The sequence below is a fragment of the Leifsonia sp. 71-9 genome (assembly GCF_001898805.1).
In the GTDB taxonomy this organism is placed as follows: domain Bacteria; phylum Actinomycetota; class Actinomycetes; order Actinomycetales; family Microbacteriaceae; genus Leifsonia.
In genome coordinates this window covers 160907-177918 of the sequence record NZ_MKVJ01000018.1, presented here as the reverse complement: position 1 = coordinate 177918, position 17012 = coordinate 160907, and the positions used below count along the sequence as shown (strand labels likewise).

Genomic DNA, 17012 nt, shown 5'->3' with positions numbered 1-17012 from the left:
GGCGCCCCGCGCTCAGCCGAACGTCACGTCGTCGAGTTCGACGATCTCCACGCCGGCCGCGTCGAGTTCGAGGGACACCCGTTCCGCGATCCCGTCCGCCGTCAGCTCCCCGTCGTAGGTGGCGTGGGCGCCGGACGGGACCACGACCGCGAAGCCCCGCTCCAGCGCTCCGAGGGCGGTGGCCTGCACGCAGAGCTCGCTCTGCAACCCGGCGACGATCAGCGTGTCGACGCCCATGGCGTGCAGCACGTCCGCGAGGGCCGGGTTCGAGAGGAAGGTGTCGGGGTCGTCCTTGCGCACCACGGGTTCGCCCGGCGCCGGCGGGAACACCAGCTCCCACCCCCGGGTGCCCGGCTCGTCCGGGTCGCCGGGGCCGCCGTCGTTCTGGACGTGGACGATGGGGACGCCCGCGTCGCGCGCCGCCTCCAGCAGCTCGCCCATGACGCGCCGGAACTCCTCGGCCCCCGCGATCGCGGTCTCGCCCTCCAGCATGTCGCGCTGCACGTCCAGCAGCATCAGTCCGTTCCCCATGACCCCATCTTGCGCCCCATTCGCTAGGGTCGTAAGGGCAGGACGCGCCGCGATCGGCGCACGGCGAGGACGGCAGGAGCAGTGGCAGACGATCACGGCAAGGCGACGCAGGCCGCCGTGCGCGAGAAGAACCTGACGACCGCGCTGCAGCTGGTGCTCTCGGGCAACGGCACCGCGACGCGGGCGAGCATCGCGCGCCGCACGGGGCTGACCTCGGCGACCGTCTCGTCGCTGCTCGCGGGGCTCATCGCCGACGGCCTCGTCTCCGAAGGGCAGCTCGCCGAGAGCACCGGCGGCAAGCGCGCCACCACGCTCCGGGTGGACACGGAGCGGCAGGTGCTGCTCTCGGTCCTGGTCCAGCCGGGACTGATCCGCGGCGCCGTCCTGAGCATGCTCGGCGACGAGCTGCACCGGCTCTCCCACCGGCCGACGCAGGTCGGGTCGATCGACGACATCCGTGCGGTGATCCGCCGGCTCGCCGCTTCCACGGACGCCCGGGTCGCGGCGATCGGCGTGCAGGTCCCGGGGATCGCCGACGGACCGCTCATCCGCGAGAGCGTCCAGCTGGGCTGGAGCGACCTCGATCTGGCGGGCGCCCTCTCCGGTGTCGTGGACGCTCCCATCCATCTCGTCAACGACGCCGACGCGGAGGCCATCGCCGACACCTCCGCGGACGACGGCTTCGGCGCCAACCGGCTCTTCGTCTCGCTCAGCACCGGGGTCGGCGCGGCCGTCATGGTCGACGGCGTGGTCGTGGCCGGCGCCGCCCATCGGGCCGGGGAGATCGGGCACGTCCCGGTGCTCTTCGGCGACGACGCACCCGTCTGCGCGTGCGGCAACCGCGGCTGCCTCGAGGAGATGGTCTCGGTCACGAGCTTGCTCGGGCTCCCTCACGGCGCCGACCTCGAGGCGGTCGACATCGCGGAGCTCGCATCGACGCCGGAGGCGCGGGCCCGCATCGCCTCGGGCGCGCGCATCCTGGCCCGCGCCCTGCTCCTCGTCAGCGCGGCGCTCGACGTGCCCAACGTGGTGCTGGGCGGAGCGTCGGCCGAGCTCGGCCCGGAGTTCATCGGACACCTGCGTGCGGAGGCGGCACGCCACCCGGTGCGCGCGGCGATGCCGCTCAGCTTCCGCTACGCGCGCTCGGCGCTGGACGAGCCATTCCGCGGAGCCGCGCAGCACGCGCTGCAATCGACGTTCGGGGTCAGCTGGGCGCGCTGACCGCCCACCGCGTCAGGAGACGCCGAGCTGCGCCGACATGACCATGATCACGCAGCCGCGCAGGACGATGTCGCGACCCTGGCTCGTCATCCGGACCGTCGTGGCGGAGTGGAACCCCGCCATCGTCCGGTTGTCCAGCGTGGTGCGGACGGCGCCGAGCAGGGTGCCCTCCAGCAGCTCCTCCGGTCCGCTGAGGACCACCTCTGCCAGGTCGAGCGCGCCGACGATGGGGGCGAGAGCCACGCCGAGCCGCTGCCCGGCCTCCCGGAGCACCGGCTCGATCGGCTCGCCCGCGATGGCCGCGGCGGCGACGCGCGACTCGAGCCGGGGAACGGCCAGCCACGCCTCCAGCACGCGGTCGCGATCGTACGGCGCCTCGGCGCCGTCGTCGGTCCCGACCATGACCTGACCGATCTCACCGGCCGCGAAACGGCTCCCCACGACCATCGCCCCGGCCACGAGCAGCCCGGAGCCGACACCGTGGCCGACCTTCACGAGCATCATGTCGCCGCGGGCGGCCCCGAAGCCGTGCTCGGCGAGGACCGCGGCGTTCGCGTCGTTGGCGACGAACACCGCGCGCCCCGTCTGCTCGGCCACCAGCCGTTGGAGGGGGACGTCGGTCCAGCCGAGGTTCGGGGCGGCGACCACCGTCCCGGACGCGTCCACGACGCCGGGCGAGCCGATGCCGATGCCCAGCACGGGCACCGCGGCCAGTTCGACGAGTCGCTCGATGAGCACCAGGGCCTTGGCGACCGCCTCGTCTCCCCTGCTGCCGGCCAGCGCGATCTCCGCGCTGTGGAGCACGTGGCCGTCGATGTCCAGCACGGCCCCGCGGAAGACGGCGTGCTCGCTGAGGTCGACGCCGATGATCTGGGTCGCTCCCCTGTCCATGTCGAGCAGCACCGCCGGCTTGCCCGGGCGCGCATCGTCGCGCTGGCCGAGCTCGACCACGAGGCCCTCGGCGATGAGCTCCCCGACGAGGTCCGAGATCGTCACGCGGGTGAGGCCCGTCCCCCGCGCGAGGTCGGCACGGCTGGCACGGCCGTCGCGGTACAGCGACTGCAGCACGAGCGACCGGTTGTGGTTGCGTGCGTGCTCGGGGAGCACCTTGGTGCGCGGCCGGAGGGCGCGCCCCGGGATCATGGGCCCGTCGAACGCCGGCGGGATCGGATCGAACGCGGCCGGGCGGCGGACATCATCGAGAAGCATGTTTGTTAGTAAAGTGGACAATCAAAGTTCTGGCAAGCGGAATCCCCAGGATCGCGCAGGATTGACAGCCGATCCATGGGGAGCGCTCCCGCCCGCGATCGCACACGGAACGGCTTACAGCGGCGTCCGAGCATAGTGTCCGCGCACAGGGGCCGCACAACGCGACGGCGGCCCGTGCGAGTCGCACGGGCCGCCGTCGGTGTGGCAGGAATGGAGCGGTGGCTACTTGCCGCCCTCCGCCGCGAGAGCGTCCTGCAGGGCCTGCTGGAGGCGGGCGTCCGCCTGGCCGTAGGCCGTCCAGTCACCGGCCTTGAGGGCCGTCTCGCGGTCCGCGAGCGCCTGCTTGGCCTGCTGGAGGGCCGCCTGCAGTGCCGCGTTGGTGGTCGTCCCGGTGCCGGTTCCGGTCCCCGATCCGGTGCCGGAGCCGGTGCCTCCCCCGCTGCCGCCTCCGCCCGCGTCGGTGCCCGGCACGTTGTTGTCACCGGCCGTGGCTCCGGAGTCACCGCCGAACAGCGAGTCGAGCGCTTGATCGAGGGTGTCCTCGAAGGCGATCTTGTCACCGAAGGCGACGAGCACCTTCTGCAGCAAGGGGTAGCTGGTCTCACCGGTCGATTTCACGTAGACCGGTTGCACGTAGAGCAGACCACCGCCCACCGGCAGCGTCAGCAGGTTGCCGTTGATCACATCCGTCTTGCCCTGGCGCAGCAGATTGAGCTCCTGCGACACCGTGGGGTCGGAGTTGAACGTGTTCTGTACCTGACCCGGCCCCGGTATGGTGTCGCTGGAGGGCAGGGACAAAAGTCTCAACTTGCCGTAACCGGCGGCGACCTTCCCCTTGGTCGAGCCGGCATCCGCATCGACCGCCAGATAGCCCTTCAGCACCGATCTACTGGCCTCGCTGGATGCCTGGGGTATGAAGGTCGTGTAGAGCGAGAAGCTCGGCGCGCTCTGGCCCGGCATCTGCAGCGTCAGGTAGTACGGCGGCTGCAGCGTGGGGTCGGACGACGAGGACGTCGGGTCCGGCGGCGTCGTCCACGCGTCCTCGCGGGAGTAGAACGAGCCCGCGTCGGTCACGTGGTACTGCCCGAGCACCGAGCGCTGCACCTTGAACAGGTCGGCCGGGTAGCGCACGTGGCTGAGCAGCTGGGCGCTCATGTCGCTGATGGGCTTGACCGTCGACGGGTAGACCTTCTCCCACGTCTTCAGCACCGGGTCCTTGGCGTCCCAGGCGTAGAGCGTGACCGAGCCGTCGTAGGCGTCGACCGTGGCCTTCACCGAGTTGCGGATGTAGTTGATGTCGTCGAAGGCGTAGGCCGGCTTCGGCGTCTCGGTGTCCGCGGTGGCGTCGCTCAGGCTGCCGACGTGCGAGTACGGGTACTGGTCGCTCGTGGTGTAGCCGTCGATGATCCACTTGACCCGGCCGTCGACCACGGCGGGGTACGCCTGCGAGTCGAGCGTGAGGTACGGGGCGACCTTCTGCACGCGCTTGATCGGGTCGCGGTCGTACAGGATCTGCGAGTTGTTGTTCACGGCGTCCGAGAGGACGATCTGCTCGTCCTGGAACTTCAGCGCGTAGACCAGCCGCTTGAAGATGTTGTCGAGCTTCGGGCCGCCGTTGCCGTCGAACGTCGTGTAGGTCTGCTGCGCACCGTCGGCGCCGCCCGGGTAGTCGAGCTCGACCGACTTCGATCCCTTCGGGGCGCCCACGATCGAGTACGTCGGCGACTGCTGGCCGAAGTAGATGCGCGGCTCGTACTGGCCGAGCGTGCCCTGCGTCGGGATGCCGTACTCCATGAACACGGGCTGGCCGTCCGACGAGCGCTGGTTGCCGTAGGCGGCGACCATGCCGTAGCCGTGCGTGTACACGAGGGTGTTGTTGTACCAGTTGCTGGCGCTCGTCAGACCCGACTGCTGCAGCTCGCGGACCGAGACCACGGCGTCCTGCTCGCTGCCGTTGACCGTGTAGCGGTCGACGTTGAGGGTGTTCGGGAAGGCGTAGTACTGGCGGAACTGCTGCAGCTGCCGGAACGACGGGCTGACGATCGCCGGGTCGATGATGCGGATCTGCGCGGTGGTCTGCGCGTCCTGACGGAGCGCGCCCGCCTCGGCGTCGGTCTTGGCGTCGTACGGGATGGTCTCGATGTCGCTGAGCCCGTATGCGTCCCTGGTGGCGTCGATGGAGTCCTGGATGTATGGCGTCTCCAGCGTCTTCTGGCTGGGCTCGACCTGGAAGCGCTGGATCACCCACGGGAAGATCGCGCCGACGACGAGGGCGGCCACGATGAGCAGCGCCGTGCCGACCAGCGGGAACCGCCACCGGCCGACGAACGCCGTCACGATGAAGAGGATCGCGACGAACACGGCCGCTCCGGCCAGGATCGCGCGGCCCGGGATGGTCGCGTTGACGTCGGTGTACGCGGCGCCGTTGATCGAGTCGCCGACGTTGGAGTCGGTCACCGTGGCGTAGCGGTCGAGCCAGATGCTCACGCCCTGCAGGAGCAGGTAGAGCGCCGCGACGACCGAGATCTGCACGCGGGCGGCCTTGCTGATGCGCACCTCGCGTCCGGAGGCGCGGATGGAGCCGTAGAGGTAGCAGGTCGCCAGGGTCGCGATCAGGGCGATCAGCACGACCGCCGACGCGAAGCCGACCGCGCTGCGGTAGAAGGGCAGCGCGAAGACGTAGAAGCCGATGTCGATCTTGAACAGCGGGTCGGTCTTGCCGAACGGCGTCCCGTTGATCCAGGCGGCGGCCAGCTGCCAGCGGCTCGACGCCGAGACGCCGGCGAAGATGCCGAACACGATCGGGATGCCGTACATCGCCAGCCGGCGCAGCGGCTCGATGACCTGCTGGTAGCGGTCGAGCTGGCTGTTCAGCTTGGCGTAGACCGGGCGCAGCCGGTAGGCGAGCTGGATGCAGGCCCACAGCGGCAGCGCCATCGCCAGGAACCCGACGAAGAACATCGAGATCGCGCCGAACCACTGCGTTGTCAGCACATTCAGGAACCCGACCTGCTGGTACCACAGGATGTCCGCATAGAGTCCGGCGAAGACGAAGAACAGGATCACCAGGGCGACGATCACCCCGAGAGTGATCCAGACGGCCGCACGGCGGCGTCCTGCTGGTCGTGCGGCGGTAGTAGAACTCACGTGCGGCCCTCTTGCTCTCGCGTGATGTGCAGATCGGGTCCATCCTAGGCGCGCATCGCTTGGAGAACGCCGTGCCCGGCGCTGGGCCATGCCCGCCCGGGAGTGTCAGGCCGGGTCGGAGCGCGTCAGGAGGCCGGGCAGGTCGGCAGGCCGGAGGTGCTGCCTCCCGTGCTCACCGCTTTGAGCACCGCGAGCGAGTCGGAGAGCGTCTTGACGGCGAAGACCTTCAGGCCGGACGGGATGTGGCCGGTCACCTCGTTGCAGTTCGACGCCGGCGCGAGGAAGTACTCCGCCTTGCCGTCGTCGCGCGCGGCGTACATCTTCTGCCGGATCCCGCCGATCGCGCCGATGTTGCCCGCGTTGTCGATCGTCCCGGTGCCCGCGACCCGCTTGCCGCCGTTCAGCTCGCCCGGCGTCAGCTTGTCGATGATCCCGAGCGCGAACATCTGGCCGGCGCTCGGGCCGCCCACGTTGTCGAGCTGGATCTTCACCTCGAACGGGAAGGTGTAATCCATCCCGGCGCCGATGCCCAGCACGGCGCGTCCCGACGACTCGACCGGCGTGATGGCGACGGTCTGGGCGGCCCCGTCGCGGAGGATGCCGATCTGCGCCGCCGTGTCCGTGCCGTTCTTCGCGATCGCGTCGCGCAGGGCCTGGACGCTCTTCACCTGCGCCCCGTCGACGCTCGTGATCTCGTCGCCCTCCTTGAGGGTTTTCGAAGCGGGGGTGTCCGTGATCAGCTGCTTGACGACCACGGCCTGCGGGAAGTCGTAGCCGAGCTCGTTGAGGGCGGCGGCGACGGCATCCTGCTGCGAGTCGACCATCAGGGCGGCGTTCTCGGCGTTGGACTGCTCGGTGGTCGTGCCGGGAGGGAAGACGGAGTCGATCGGCAGCACCGCGCGGCTCGGCTGGAACCACGACGAGACGATCTCGAACCAGCTGGGCCGCGAGTCCGGGTTGCCGACGACGGAGACGGTGAGCAGGTCGAGGGAGCCGGCCGTGTCGTAGGTCTTCTGGCCCGGGATCGAGATGAGCTCCTTGGCGTCGCCGCTCTTCGCCGCGCCCACCTGCTGATCCGTGCCCAGCGTGTTGAAGACCGGTCCGGGGATCTCGATCACGAACGGTGCAGGGGCCAGCGCGAGCACCAGCGTCAGCGCGAACGCGACGAGCACCGAGACCCACCCGATGACGACCCGGCGCGACGGCCGGATCGAAGGCTGCGGCTCCGCCACGGCGTGCTCGTCGTCGGTGAACAGGCTCACGCGGCAGGTCCCTTCGGTCGTGTTCGCCACGGGCGCACCGCGCGCCGGGCAACCGGGGCGGATTCCCACCCGGCTCTTGGAGATCAGGAGCTAGCGTAGATGGCAAGCCTGAAAGCCGCACACCGCAGCGGCATCACTTCGAGACGAGGGGCGCCCACGATGGCCGACGAGCCGAACAAGGAGCCGGACGACGAGTTCCGGGACATGTTGCGCGAGTTCCTCTCCGGAGACTCGTCGATCGACCCGAGCCAGCTGGCCGGCGCCGCCGGGTTGCCGAACGACCCGGCGAGCATCCAGAAGCTGCTCGGGCAGCTGCAGAACGCCCTGGCGAACCCCGGCGGCGGCATCAACTGGGACATCGCCGAGCAGCAGGCCCGCACCCTGGCCGGCGACGGGGCGCACACCGTCACCCCGGCCGAGCGGGCCACGCTCGACCAGGCCTTCAACGTGGCCGGGCTCTGGCTCGACCAGGCGACGAGCGTCGCGGGCCTCTCCGGCACGCCGGAGCTCATCGGCCGTGCCGAGTGGGCGCGCCAGACGATGCCCCTGTGGACGCAGCTGGCCGAGCCGGTCGCGCTCAGCATCTCGGACGCGCTGACCCGCGTGCTCGCCGAGCAGGCCCCGGAGGAGATGCAGGGCATGCTCCAGAACGCCGGGCAGCTGATGCGCTCCATCGGCGGCGCGCTCTTCGCCATGCAGCTCGGCCAGGTGGTCGGCCAGCTGGCCAAGGAGGTCGTGTCGGGCGGCGACATCGGCATCCCGCTGCTCGCCGACGGCACGGCCGCCCTCATCCCCCAGAACGTCGCGGAGTTCGGCGCCGGGCTCGACATCCCCGAGGACCAGGTGCAGCTCTACCTCGCGGTGCGCGAGCTCGCCCACGCCAGCCTGTTCCGGCACGCCAAGTGGCTGCGGCTGCAGCTGATCACGCAGATCACGGCGTTCGCCAAGGGCATCACCATCGACACCGACCGGCTCGAGTCGCTCGCCGAGAGCTTCGATCCGGCCAACCCGGAGGAGCTGCGCGAGGCCATGGTCAGCGGCGCGCTCATCCCGCCGAAGACCGAGGAGCAGCAGGAGGCGCTCGCCCGGCTCGAGACGGTGCTCGCCCTCGTCGAGGGCTGGGTCGACGTCGTCACCGCGAGCGCGACCCGCCTCCTCCCCCGCGCCGACGCGATCGCCGAGACGGTGCGCCGCCGGCGCGCGTCGGGCGGACCGGCCGAGTCCGCGTTCTCGACCCTCGTCGGTCTCGAGCTGCGGCCGCGCCGGCTGCGCGAGGCGGCGGCCATGTGGCAGGCCGTGACCGACGCCGTCGGCCAGGACGCGCGCGACGGCCTGTGGTCGCACCCCGACCTCCTTCCCCAGGCGGGCGACCTGGACGACCCGTCGGCCCTGGTGGCGCGGCTCACGGCGGCTGCCACCGGCACCGAGCCGGAGCGGGATGCGCTCGACCAGGCGATCGAGGACCTCCTCCGCGACGACACCGGGCGACCCACCGAGGACTGACCCGCGGCGCCTCGGGCACCTCAGCTGGGGATGACCACCCGAGCCCCGGTCGGCCTGTGGATAACGGCCGGACGGCACCGGCGCCCGGGCAGGATGACGGGATGGTCCTCGCACTCGATCCCCGCATCCCCCGGGTCTGGCGCACGCCGGACACCCTCCAGTTCGGCGTCGATGCGCCCCGGCTGGTGCTGCATCCGGTGAGCGTGGCCGAGGAGCGCATGATCGCGGCCCTCGCCGACGGCGTGTCCGTCGCCGGGCTGCGGATGATCGCCAAGCGCGCCCGGGCCTCTCCCGACACGGTGGACCGGCTGCTCGGCACCGTGTCCTCCGTCCTGGAGCGATCGGCGGAGGCTCCGGCCGTCCCCTCCCTCGTCGTCGTGGACGGCGAGGGCCGGACGGCGGGGCGCATCGTCGGCCTGCTGCGGTCAGCGGGTGTCGACGTGCGGAGCGGCCTCTCCTGGAGCGACCCCCTGGTCGAGACCGCGACGCTCGCCGTCATCGTCGCCTCGTACGCGATCGAGCCGTCGCGGCACGGCCGATGGCTGCGCCGGGACGTCCCTCACCTGCCGGTCGTCTTCAGCGACGGCGGCGTGGAGGTCGGCCCGCTCGTGCGTCCGGGCCGCGGGGCCTGCGTGCGCTGCGTCGACCTGCACCGCGCCGATGCCGACCCCGCGTGGCCCGCGATGGCCGCGCAGCTCCACTCCCGGGACAGGCCGGGCGAGACGGAGCTCGTGTCCGACGCGGTCGCCACCGTCACCGCTGCGCTGGTGGATGCAGTGGTGCGCGGCGGCGACGTCGCCGCGGCACCGGATCGGCACGGCAGGGCACGGAGCAGCCGCTTCGTGCCCGAGGCCGGCGGCTGGGTCGCGCGGGAGCATATGCCCCATCCGGAATGCGGGTGCCTCGGTCTGCCCGTCACTCCTGAGGAGACGACTCCGGCACCGCCATCGCGCGCGCCGGACGGGCCGGCTGGGCGAGTTCCGCCAGGAAGCGCGAGGGCTGACGCGACACCGGCCGACCGGGGTTGGAGCCACGATGCGCCCAGCTGAGCCGCAGCCGGCGGCGTGCCCGGGTGATGCCCACGTACAGGAGGCGCCGCTCCTCGTCGATCTGCTCGAAGCCGGTCGCGTAGCTGATCGGCACCAGTCCCTCGCTGAGACCGATCAGGTAGACCGACTCCCACTCCAGACCCTTCGCGGCGTGGAGAGTCGCGAGGGTCACGGCGGAGAGGGTGGGTTCGTGCTGGCCGGCCTGCCGCGCCAGCAGCTCGTCCGTGAACCGGCGGAAGGTCGCGTCGGCCGGCATCCCGTCGACGAGTCCCATGATCGCGTTCAGCGACTCCCAGCGCTCCCGCACCGCGCCCCTCCCGGCGGGAGGCTGGACCGACCACCCGAGGGTGCGCAGCACGTCGCTGACCGACTTGAAGAGCGGTTCGTCCGTCGCCGCGACACTCGCCGCGCGCAGCGTCATGATCGCCTGACGCACCTCCGGCAGGTCGAAGAAGCGCTTCGACCCGCGGATCTGGTAGCTGATGCCGAGGTCGCCCAGGGCCTGCTCGAGCACGGCCGCCTGCACGTTGACGCGATAGAGCACGGCGATGCTCTCGGGGCGGGCGCCGGCCGCGAGCTCGGCCGCGATCTGCTCGGCGACGGCGCGTGCCTCGGCCCGGTCGTCCGCGAAGGCGGCGGGCGCCACGACGTCCGCCACGTCTCGCGCGCCGTCGGTCGCGCGCTGGGTCGCCGCGGCGTGCAGGGTGAGCGCCCCGGAGCGTCCGCGCATGAGCCGGTTCGCGGTGGCGATCACGCCGGGGGTGGAGCGGTAGTTCTGCTCCAGGCGCACCACGGTCGCGCCGGGGTGCTCGCGCTCGAACCCGAGAAGGTACTCGCTGCGCGCGCCGGCGAAGGAGTAGATGGTCTGGCTGGCGTCGCCGACCACGCAGAGGTCGCGCCGGCTCCCGAGCCACAGCCCGAGCAGCTGGTGCTGCAGCGGCGAGACGTCCTGGTACTCGTCGACGACGAAGTAGCGGTACTGCTCGCGCACCTGCATCGCGACGGAGGGCTCCATCTCGATCATCCCGGCGCAGACGAGCAGCACATCCTCGAAGTCGATCTGCTTGCGCTCGTCCTTGAGCTCCTCGTAGGTCCGGTGCAGGTCGATGAGCTGCTCGGCGGTGAGGGTGCCGGGGAGGGGGCGGGTCGTGAGCGCGTCGGCGTACTGGTCGAGGGTCAGGCCCGAGACCTTGCGCCACTCGATCTCGGCCGCGATGTCGCGGAGCATGGCGGTGTCGACGCGCAGCGACAGCTTCTCGGCCGCGTGACCGAGCACCCGCCCCTTGCCGTCGAGCACGCTCGGGAGCTGGCCGCCGGTGACCTGCGGCCAGAAGTAGTTCAACTGGGCCAGGGCCGCCGCGTGGAAGGTGCGGGCGGCGACGCCTCCGGCGCCGAGCTGGCGCAGGCGGCCGCGCAGTTCCGCGGCCGAGCGGTTGGTGAAGGTGAGCGCCATCACGCGATTGGGCGTGAATGCGCCCGAGGCCACCCCGTACGCGATCCGGTGCGTGATCGCGCGGGTCTTGCCGGTGCCCGCACCCGCGAGGATGCACACGGGACCGAACAGCGCCTCCGCGGCCACCCGCTGCTGGGCGTCCAGCCCCGCGAGCAGGGCCGCCGGAGTGGCGGGTCCCTCGGTCACGGCGCCGCCGGGGGCTCGTCGAGGGATCCGCCGTACCAGTCCTCGATGAGGGCGCGCGCGATCGAGGAGCGGCCGGGCAGGATGACCTGCTCGCGGGCCTCCCACAGCTCGTGCCGGCTGAACCAGCGCAGGTCGAGGATCTCCTCGCCGTCCGGGGCGAGCGCGGACGCGGCCTGGTCGTCGGCGAGCCGCGCCGTCATCCCGACCATCACCGAGGCCGGGAACGGCCATGGCTGCGAGCCCTTGTAGCGGGCGTCGACGACGCGGATGCCGGCCTCCTCGAAGATCTCGCGCTCGACGGCGGACTCGAACGACTCCCCCGGCTCGACGAAGCCCGCCAGGAGCGAGTAGCGGGTGTGCTCCCACATGGCGTTCGAGCCGAGCAGGAGGCGGTCGTCGGCGTCGAGCACGGTGACGATCACGGCGGGATCCGTGCGCGGGAAGACCTCGGAGCCGTCCTCGAAGCAGTGCCGCACCCAGCCGGCCTGCTGGACGACCGTCGGGGTGCCGCAGCGCGGGCAGTGGGTGTGGGAGGCGTGCCAGTTCGCGATGGCGAGCGCCTCGGTGAAGAGACCGGCGTCGCGGTCGCTGAGCGCCGTGGCGACCGTGCGCAGGTTGCCCCAGCGCGCCTCGTCCGGCTCCAGCTCCTGCGCCGCGGCGTCCGTCAGCACCTCGAGCACGACGGCGGTGCCCACCGGCTCGGTCGAGGTGGCGACGAGGGTCCGGCCCAGGTAGACGCGCAGCAGGGCGGAGGTGACGCGTTCGACGGGAAGCAGCTCCAGGGCGGCCTCGCCGGCATCGGGCGCACTCCACCCGTCGCCGGACGGCGTCGCGGCCGGGACGCTCTCCGGCGTCAGGAGCGCTCTCCCCTTCCAGAGCGCGAGGACCCGGGTGCCCTGCTCCTCCCACAGCTCGTCGAACAGCGCGGGGCGCGACCGAGCGGCATGGTCGCGGTCGACGGCGTGACGGGAGAGCGGGAGGGCGCTCAGCGAGGCGGAGAGGGGTGCGGACGACATCGAGAACCTTTCAAGGCGTGGCGATCAGAGCCCACGCGCGGATGTCCATTTAGCCTAGGAACCATGGCCAGATCCCACCTCACTCTAGCCGCGCTGGCCGCTTCGGCCGTGCCCGACCTCGCCGTCTCCGGCGCCCGCAGCTACTCCCGCGACGGCGCAGGCGAGTTCGACGCCGCGCTGCTCGACGAGCGCGACGGCCGCGTCTGCATCGTCCGCGTCCCGCTCTCGCAGTCCGCCGAATCGGAGCAGAGCGCCGACCTCGTCGCGCTCCGCGCCTTGACCACCGGGATCCGCAGCCGGCTGCCGTTCGACGTGCCGCAGTTCCTCGGCCAGGCGCCGGTGGGCAGCACTCGCGCCCTCGTCTACGACTTCCTCCCCGGCGAGCACGTCGCGGTCGAGGAGATCCCGCCGGGCGACGGCCTGGCCGGCTCCATCGGACACGCCATCGCGGCCATCCACACCCTGCCGACGAGCTTCGTCGGCGAGGCCGGACTGCCCGTGCTCTCCGCCGCCGACTCCCTCGGCTCCGCGACCTCGCTCATCGAGGCGGCCGCCGCCACCGGCCTGCTGCCGACCGCGCTCCGCGACCGCTGGCGCGACGCCACGGCGGACCACTCGCTGTGGCAGTTCCAGCCCACCGTGATCAACGGCGCCCTCACCGCGGACTCGTTCCTCGTCGACGGCGACTCGGTGACGGCGGTCCTCGGCTGGTCGGCGCTCCGCGTCGGCGACCCGGCGCGCGACCTGCACTGGCTGCTCGCCATGAACGCCGAGGCGACCGACGGCGCGCTCACGGCCTACGCCTCCGCGCGTCAGGTCGCCACCGACCGTCAGTTCACGCAGCGCGCGATGCTGTACGCCGAGCTCGAGGTCGCCCGCTGGCTGCTGCACGGCCGCGAGGTGCGCGACCAGGAGATCGTCGACGATGCCGTGACCATGCTCGACGGCCTGGTGGACCGGGTCCACAGCAACGCGGTCAACCCGCTCTCGAACGCCACCGGCCCGATCATGGCGATCGACGACGTCGAGGCGATGCTCGACCGCACCCCCGGCGACCGGGCGGACGGCTACGGCCGCTCGGGCGGGATGAAGCCGGTCGCGGAGGACCAGAGCGAGCGCAGCTCCTCCTCCTCGTAGAGCCGTTCCGGCCGCACCACCTGGTCGTCGGCGACGAAGTAGAACACCGCGTCGATGAGCGCCGGGTCGACGCCGGAATACCGGGCGAACGCGAGCCGGTAGAGCGCCAGCTGCAACTGCTTGCGCTCCAGGTCCTCGGCGTCGCGCGGGGCCTTGCCGGTCTTCCAGTCCACGATCTGGTACTCGTGCTCGCCGTCGTCGCTCCGGTACACGGCGTCGAGCTTGCACACCACCACCTGGCCTGCGAGGGTCACGTGGATCTCGAGCTCGACCTCCTCCGGCCGCCGGCCCGCCCAGGTGCTCGCGGCGAACGTGGCCTGGAGCTCCGCGAGCCGCTCGGCCTCCAGCAGCTCGCCGGCGGGGTCGTCGAGCTCGGTCGCGGCGGCGTCGAGCTCGTCCGCCCCGCCCGCTGGGGCGCCGAATCGCTCCTCCACCCACCGGTGGAAGAGCGTGCCCAGCCGCGTCTGCCGGTACGGCCGCTCCGGCATCGGCCGGCGCAGCGTCGCGGCCACGGTCGCGGGATCGGAGATGTAGTCCTTGAAGCGCGACGCCGGGATGCGGGTCGGCAGCTCCACGAGCCCGGCGTCCTCGGCGCGCCGGGCGCGCTCGGCGAGCAGCAGATCGAGGTCGCGGGCGTAGACCCCTCCCGTCGCGGCACCGCGTTCACGCCGCTCCCGCACCGCGTCGGCCGCCGCCTGCACCCGGTCGCGACGTGTCCCGAGCGGGTCCAGCGGCCAGGTGAGGGTCTGCGCGGTCAGGGAGAGCGGGTTCTCGTCCGGCTCGTCGCACTCCGGGAAGGCGTCGGCGGGGAGGAGCCCGGCGGCCTGCAGCTCGAGCAAGTACGCCCCGGGCCCGCGCGGCCGGGTCTGCGTCGACCAGTAGGAGCCGGTCAGGAGCAGCCGCTCCCGGGCACGCGTGACGGCGACGTAGATGAGCCTCCGCTGCTCCTCCAGGTGCCGCCGCAGGTTCTCCGCCTCGAACGCGTCGATGGACTCGTCGATCTGCTTCTGGTCTTCGGCGTTGCGCCAGGCGAGCACGGGGAGCTCGGCGGAGTCCCCGCGGAACTCGTTGGGCAGCTGCCCGAACGAGAGCCAGCCCTTGCGGCTCTGCGGCGGGCCGGGGAGCTCGCCGTCCACCAGGCGCGGGACGGCGACGACATCCCATTCGAGCCCCTTGGCGCCGTGGATGGTGAGGATCTGGACCGTCCCCGGCTCCGGGTCCTCGCTGCGCGGCGCGAGGTTGTCGCGCTGCTCGGCCTCGGCGAGCCACGCCAGGAACGAGCCGAGCGTCGCCCGGTCGTCCGCGGCGAGGTAGGAGGCGACCTGCTCGGCGAAGGCGTCGAGGCTCGCCTGGCCGAGCTGCGCCGACTCGTTCGCGGCGACCTCGACGTCGAGCAGGAGCTCCTGCTGCACGAGGGTGACCAGATCGAGCAGGTCGAGGCCGACCCGCGACCGCAGGCGGTCGAGCAGGCGGCCGGCGTCGCGCATCCGCTCCAGTCCGACCGCGCTGATGTCCTCGAGCTTGGAGTGACCCTCGGGCGCCTCCACGACGAAGTCGAGGGCGTCGACGAGCGAGGCCGACTCCTCCCCGGCGACGGACCGCCGCAGCCGGTCCCGCACCTCGGGGTCGAGCTCCTGGAACCGGTGGTCGCGCGTCGAGAGCCAGGAGGCGACCCGGCGGAGCCCCGCGATGTCCCTGGGCCCCACGCGCCACCGTGCGCCCGTGAGGAGGCGGATGAGCTCGGACCCGGCCGTCGGGTCGTGCATCACCCGCAGGGCGCTCACGAGGTCGGCGATGGCCGGCTGTTCCAGCAGACCGCCGAGCCCGAGCACGTGGTACGGGATGCCGCGGCGCGCGAGGGCCGCCGTGAAGACGTCGATCTTCTTGAGGGAGCGGCACAGCATCGCGGCGCTCGGGGGCACGCCGTCGGCGTCGCGATCGGCGATCCGCTCCCCCAGCCACGCCGCGACCGCCTCGGCCTCGTCCGCCACGGTCTGACCGAACTCCGCCGTCAGCTCGCCGGCCGCGGCCCCGGGCCGCGGCTGCAGCAGCTCGACGTGCACCGGCGAGGCCGCCGAGAGCGGCGCGACGAGGGTGTTCGCGGCGTCGAGCACGCGGGTGGGGTTGCGCCAGCTCGTACTCAGCGCGTACTCGTCGGCGCCACCGTGCGCGGCCCCCGGCCGCTGCCCGGTGAAGTCGACGGAGAACCGGCCGAGGTTCGCGGCGCTCGCGCCGCGCCAGCCGTAGATGGACTGGTGCGGGTCGCCGACGGCCATCACGGCCTGCCCGGCGAAGAGTCTCGAGAGCAGCCGCGTCTGGACGACGGAGGTGTCCTGGTACTCGTCGAGGAGGACGACCCGGAAGCGGCGGCGGTAGTCGTCCACCACCGCGGGCAGGCGCTCCGCGATGGTCAGGGCGAGCGCCACCTGATCGGAGTACTCGACGAAGCCGCGACGCCGCTTCTCCTCGGCGAACGCCTCCGCGAGCGTGAGCAGCGGCGGAAGCGAGCCCACCGCGGCGACGGCGGAGCGGACGGAGGCGTAGACGTCCTTCACGCGCCCGTTGCCCGTGGGGAGCTCGACGACGCGGGAGAACCCCTCCACCATGCGCTCGACGTCGGCGGCCTCGGCGACGTTCTCGCTGAGCGCCCGGCTGAGGGTGAGCACGGCGCTGGTGACCGCGTCGACCCCGCGCTCGAGGTCGACGAGGCGCTCGTCGGTGCTCCCGACGACGAGCCGGCGGGCGAGCTGCCACGCCGACGCCTCGCTCAGGACGGCCGACTCCGGCTCACGCCCGATCAGCAGGGCGTTCTCGCGGAAGATCGCGTTCGCGAACGCGTTGTAGGTCGCCACCTCGGGCGACTCGAACGGGTCGAAGGCGATCTCGGTCAGTCCGGACGCGACGAGCTGCTCGATCCGGGTGCGGATGCGCGCGGCGAGCTCGCCCGCCGCCTTGCGCGTGAAGGTGAGGCCGAGGATCTCGGGGACGCGGGCGTGCCCGTTGGCGAGCAGCCAGACCACCCGGTTGGCCATCGTCTCGGTCTTGCCGCTGCCGGCTCCGGCGACCACGATGGCCGGACGCACCGGCGCCTCGATCACCGCCTGCTGCTGGAGCGTCGGCTCGGGCAGGCCGAGGGCCCTGGCGATCTCCACGGCGCTGACGGGGCGCACCGCCCGTTCAGCGCGCTCGGCGTCGGCGTCCGGCTCGTCGAGGGTGAGCGCCTGCTCGACCAGGTCGAGGTCGGCGTCCGCCGCGGCCCACTCCAGCACGTTCTCGTCGTTCACGGTCGTCCCTCCCC

General features: G+C 72.2%; 10 protein-coding genes. 3 read left to right on the top strand and 7 right to left on the bottom strand.

Annotated elements, in window-relative coordinates; translation table 11 throughout:
- Positions 1-12: 12 nt before the first annotated feature.
- Positions 13-531, bottom strand: a complete 519-nt coding sequence (locus tag BGO91_RS13665; protein ID WP_290473288.1) for an isochorismatase family protein — start codon at positions 529-531, stop codon at positions 13-15.
- 81 nt (positions 532-612) lie between these two features.
- On the opposite strand from BGO91_RS13665, the gene BGO91_RS13660 reads away from it, so the two are divergent.
- A complete protein-coding gene (locus BGO91_RS13660; protein WP_290473287.1) occupies positions 613-1752 on the top strand; it encodes an ROK family transcriptional regulator in 1140 nt (379 codons plus the stop codon).
- 12 nt (positions 1753-1764) lie between these two features.
- On the opposite strand, the gene BGO91_RS13655 is transcribed toward BGO91_RS13660, so the two are convergent.
- The 3 genes from BGO91_RS13655 to BGO91_RS13645 all read right to left on the bottom strand — a co-directional run bounded on the left by BGO91_RS13655 (position 1765) and on the right by BGO91_RS13645 (position 7370).
- Positions 1765-2895, bottom strand: a complete 1131-nt coding sequence (locus BGO91_RS13655) for an ROK family transcriptional regulator (RefSeq protein WP_290473366.1) — start codon at positions 2893-2895, stop codon at positions 1765-1767.
- A 288-nt stretch (positions 2896-3183) separates the two neighbouring features.
- The gene (locus tag BGO91_RS13650) at positions 3184-6108 is read right to left on the bottom strand and encodes a UPF0182 family protein (RefSeq protein ID WP_290473286.1); all 2925 of its coding nucleotides are present in this window, start codon (positions 6106-6108) and stop codon (positions 3184-3186) included.
- A 125-nt stretch (positions 6109-6233) separates the two neighbouring features.
- Positions 6234-7370, bottom strand: a complete 1137-nt coding sequence (locus tag BGO91_RS13645) for a PDZ domain-containing protein (RefSeq protein ID WP_290473285.1) — start codon at positions 7368-7370, stop codon at positions 6234-6236.
- Positions 7371-7529: 159 nt separating this feature from the next.
- On the opposite strand from BGO91_RS13645, the gene BGO91_RS13640 reads away from it, so the two are divergent.
- Positions 7530-8873 carry a zinc-dependent metalloprotease gene (locus tag BGO91_RS13640; protein ID WP_290473284.1) on the top strand — a complete coding sequence of 448 codons (1344 nt, stop codon included), beginning with the start codon at positions 7530-7532 and terminating at the stop codon, positions 8871-8873.
- Positions 8874-9788: 915 nt separating this feature from the next.
- Here BGO91_RS13640 and BGO91_RS13635 read toward each other — a convergent pair.
- Positions 9789-11561, bottom strand: a complete 1773-nt coding sequence (locus BGO91_RS13635; RefSeq protein ID WP_290473283.1) for an ATP-dependent helicase — start codon at positions 11559-11561, stop codon at positions 9789-9791.
- Positions 11558-12577, bottom strand: coding sequence for an NAD(+) diphosphatase (nudC, locus tag BGO91_RS13630; RefSeq protein WP_290473282.1), 1020 nt, complete (start codon positions 12575-12577; stop codon positions 11558-11560). Before nudC ends, BGO91_RS13635 begins: the two co-directional genes overlap by 4 nt.
- 63 nt (positions 12578-12640) lie before the next feature.
- On the opposite strand from nudC, the gene BGO91_RS13625 reads away from it, so the two are divergent.
- Positions 12641-13714 carry a phosphotransferase gene (locus BGO91_RS13625; protein WP_290473281.1) on the top strand — a complete coding sequence of 358 codons (1074 nt, stop codon included), beginning with the start codon at positions 12641-12643 and terminating at the stop codon, positions 13712-13714.
- Here BGO91_RS13625 and BGO91_RS13620 read toward each other — a convergent pair.
- Positions 13645-16998 (bottom strand): ATP-dependent DNA helicase, encoded by a 3354-nt coding sequence (locus BGO91_RS13620; RefSeq protein ID WP_290473280.1) that lies wholly within the window; start codon positions 16996-16998, stop codon positions 13645-13647. The genes BGO91_RS13625 and BGO91_RS13620 overlap by 70 nt on opposite strands.
- Between the last annotated feature and the right edge of the window lie 14 nt (positions 16999-17012).

Coding starts and splice junctions, on each gene's coding strand:
- BGO91_RS13665 (WP_290473288.1), bottom strand. CDS start 531: ATGGGGAACGGACTGATGCTGCTGGACGTGCAGCGCGACATGCTGGAG.
- BGO91_RS13655 (WP_290473366.1), bottom strand. CDS start 2,895: ATGATCCCGGGGCGCGCCCTCCGGCCGCGCACCAAGGTGCTCCCCGAG.
- BGO91_RS13640 (WP_290473284.1), top strand. CDS start 7,530: ATGGCCGACGAGCCGAACAAGGAGCCGGACGACGAGTTCCGGGACATG.
- nudC (WP_290473282.1), bottom strand. CDS start 12,577: ATGTCGTCCGCACCCCTCTCCGCCTCGCTGAGCGCCCTCCCGCTCTCC.
- BGO91_RS13625 (WP_290473281.1), top strand. CDS start 12,641: ATGGCCAGATCCCACCTCACTCTAGCCGCGCTGGCCGCTTCGGCCGTG.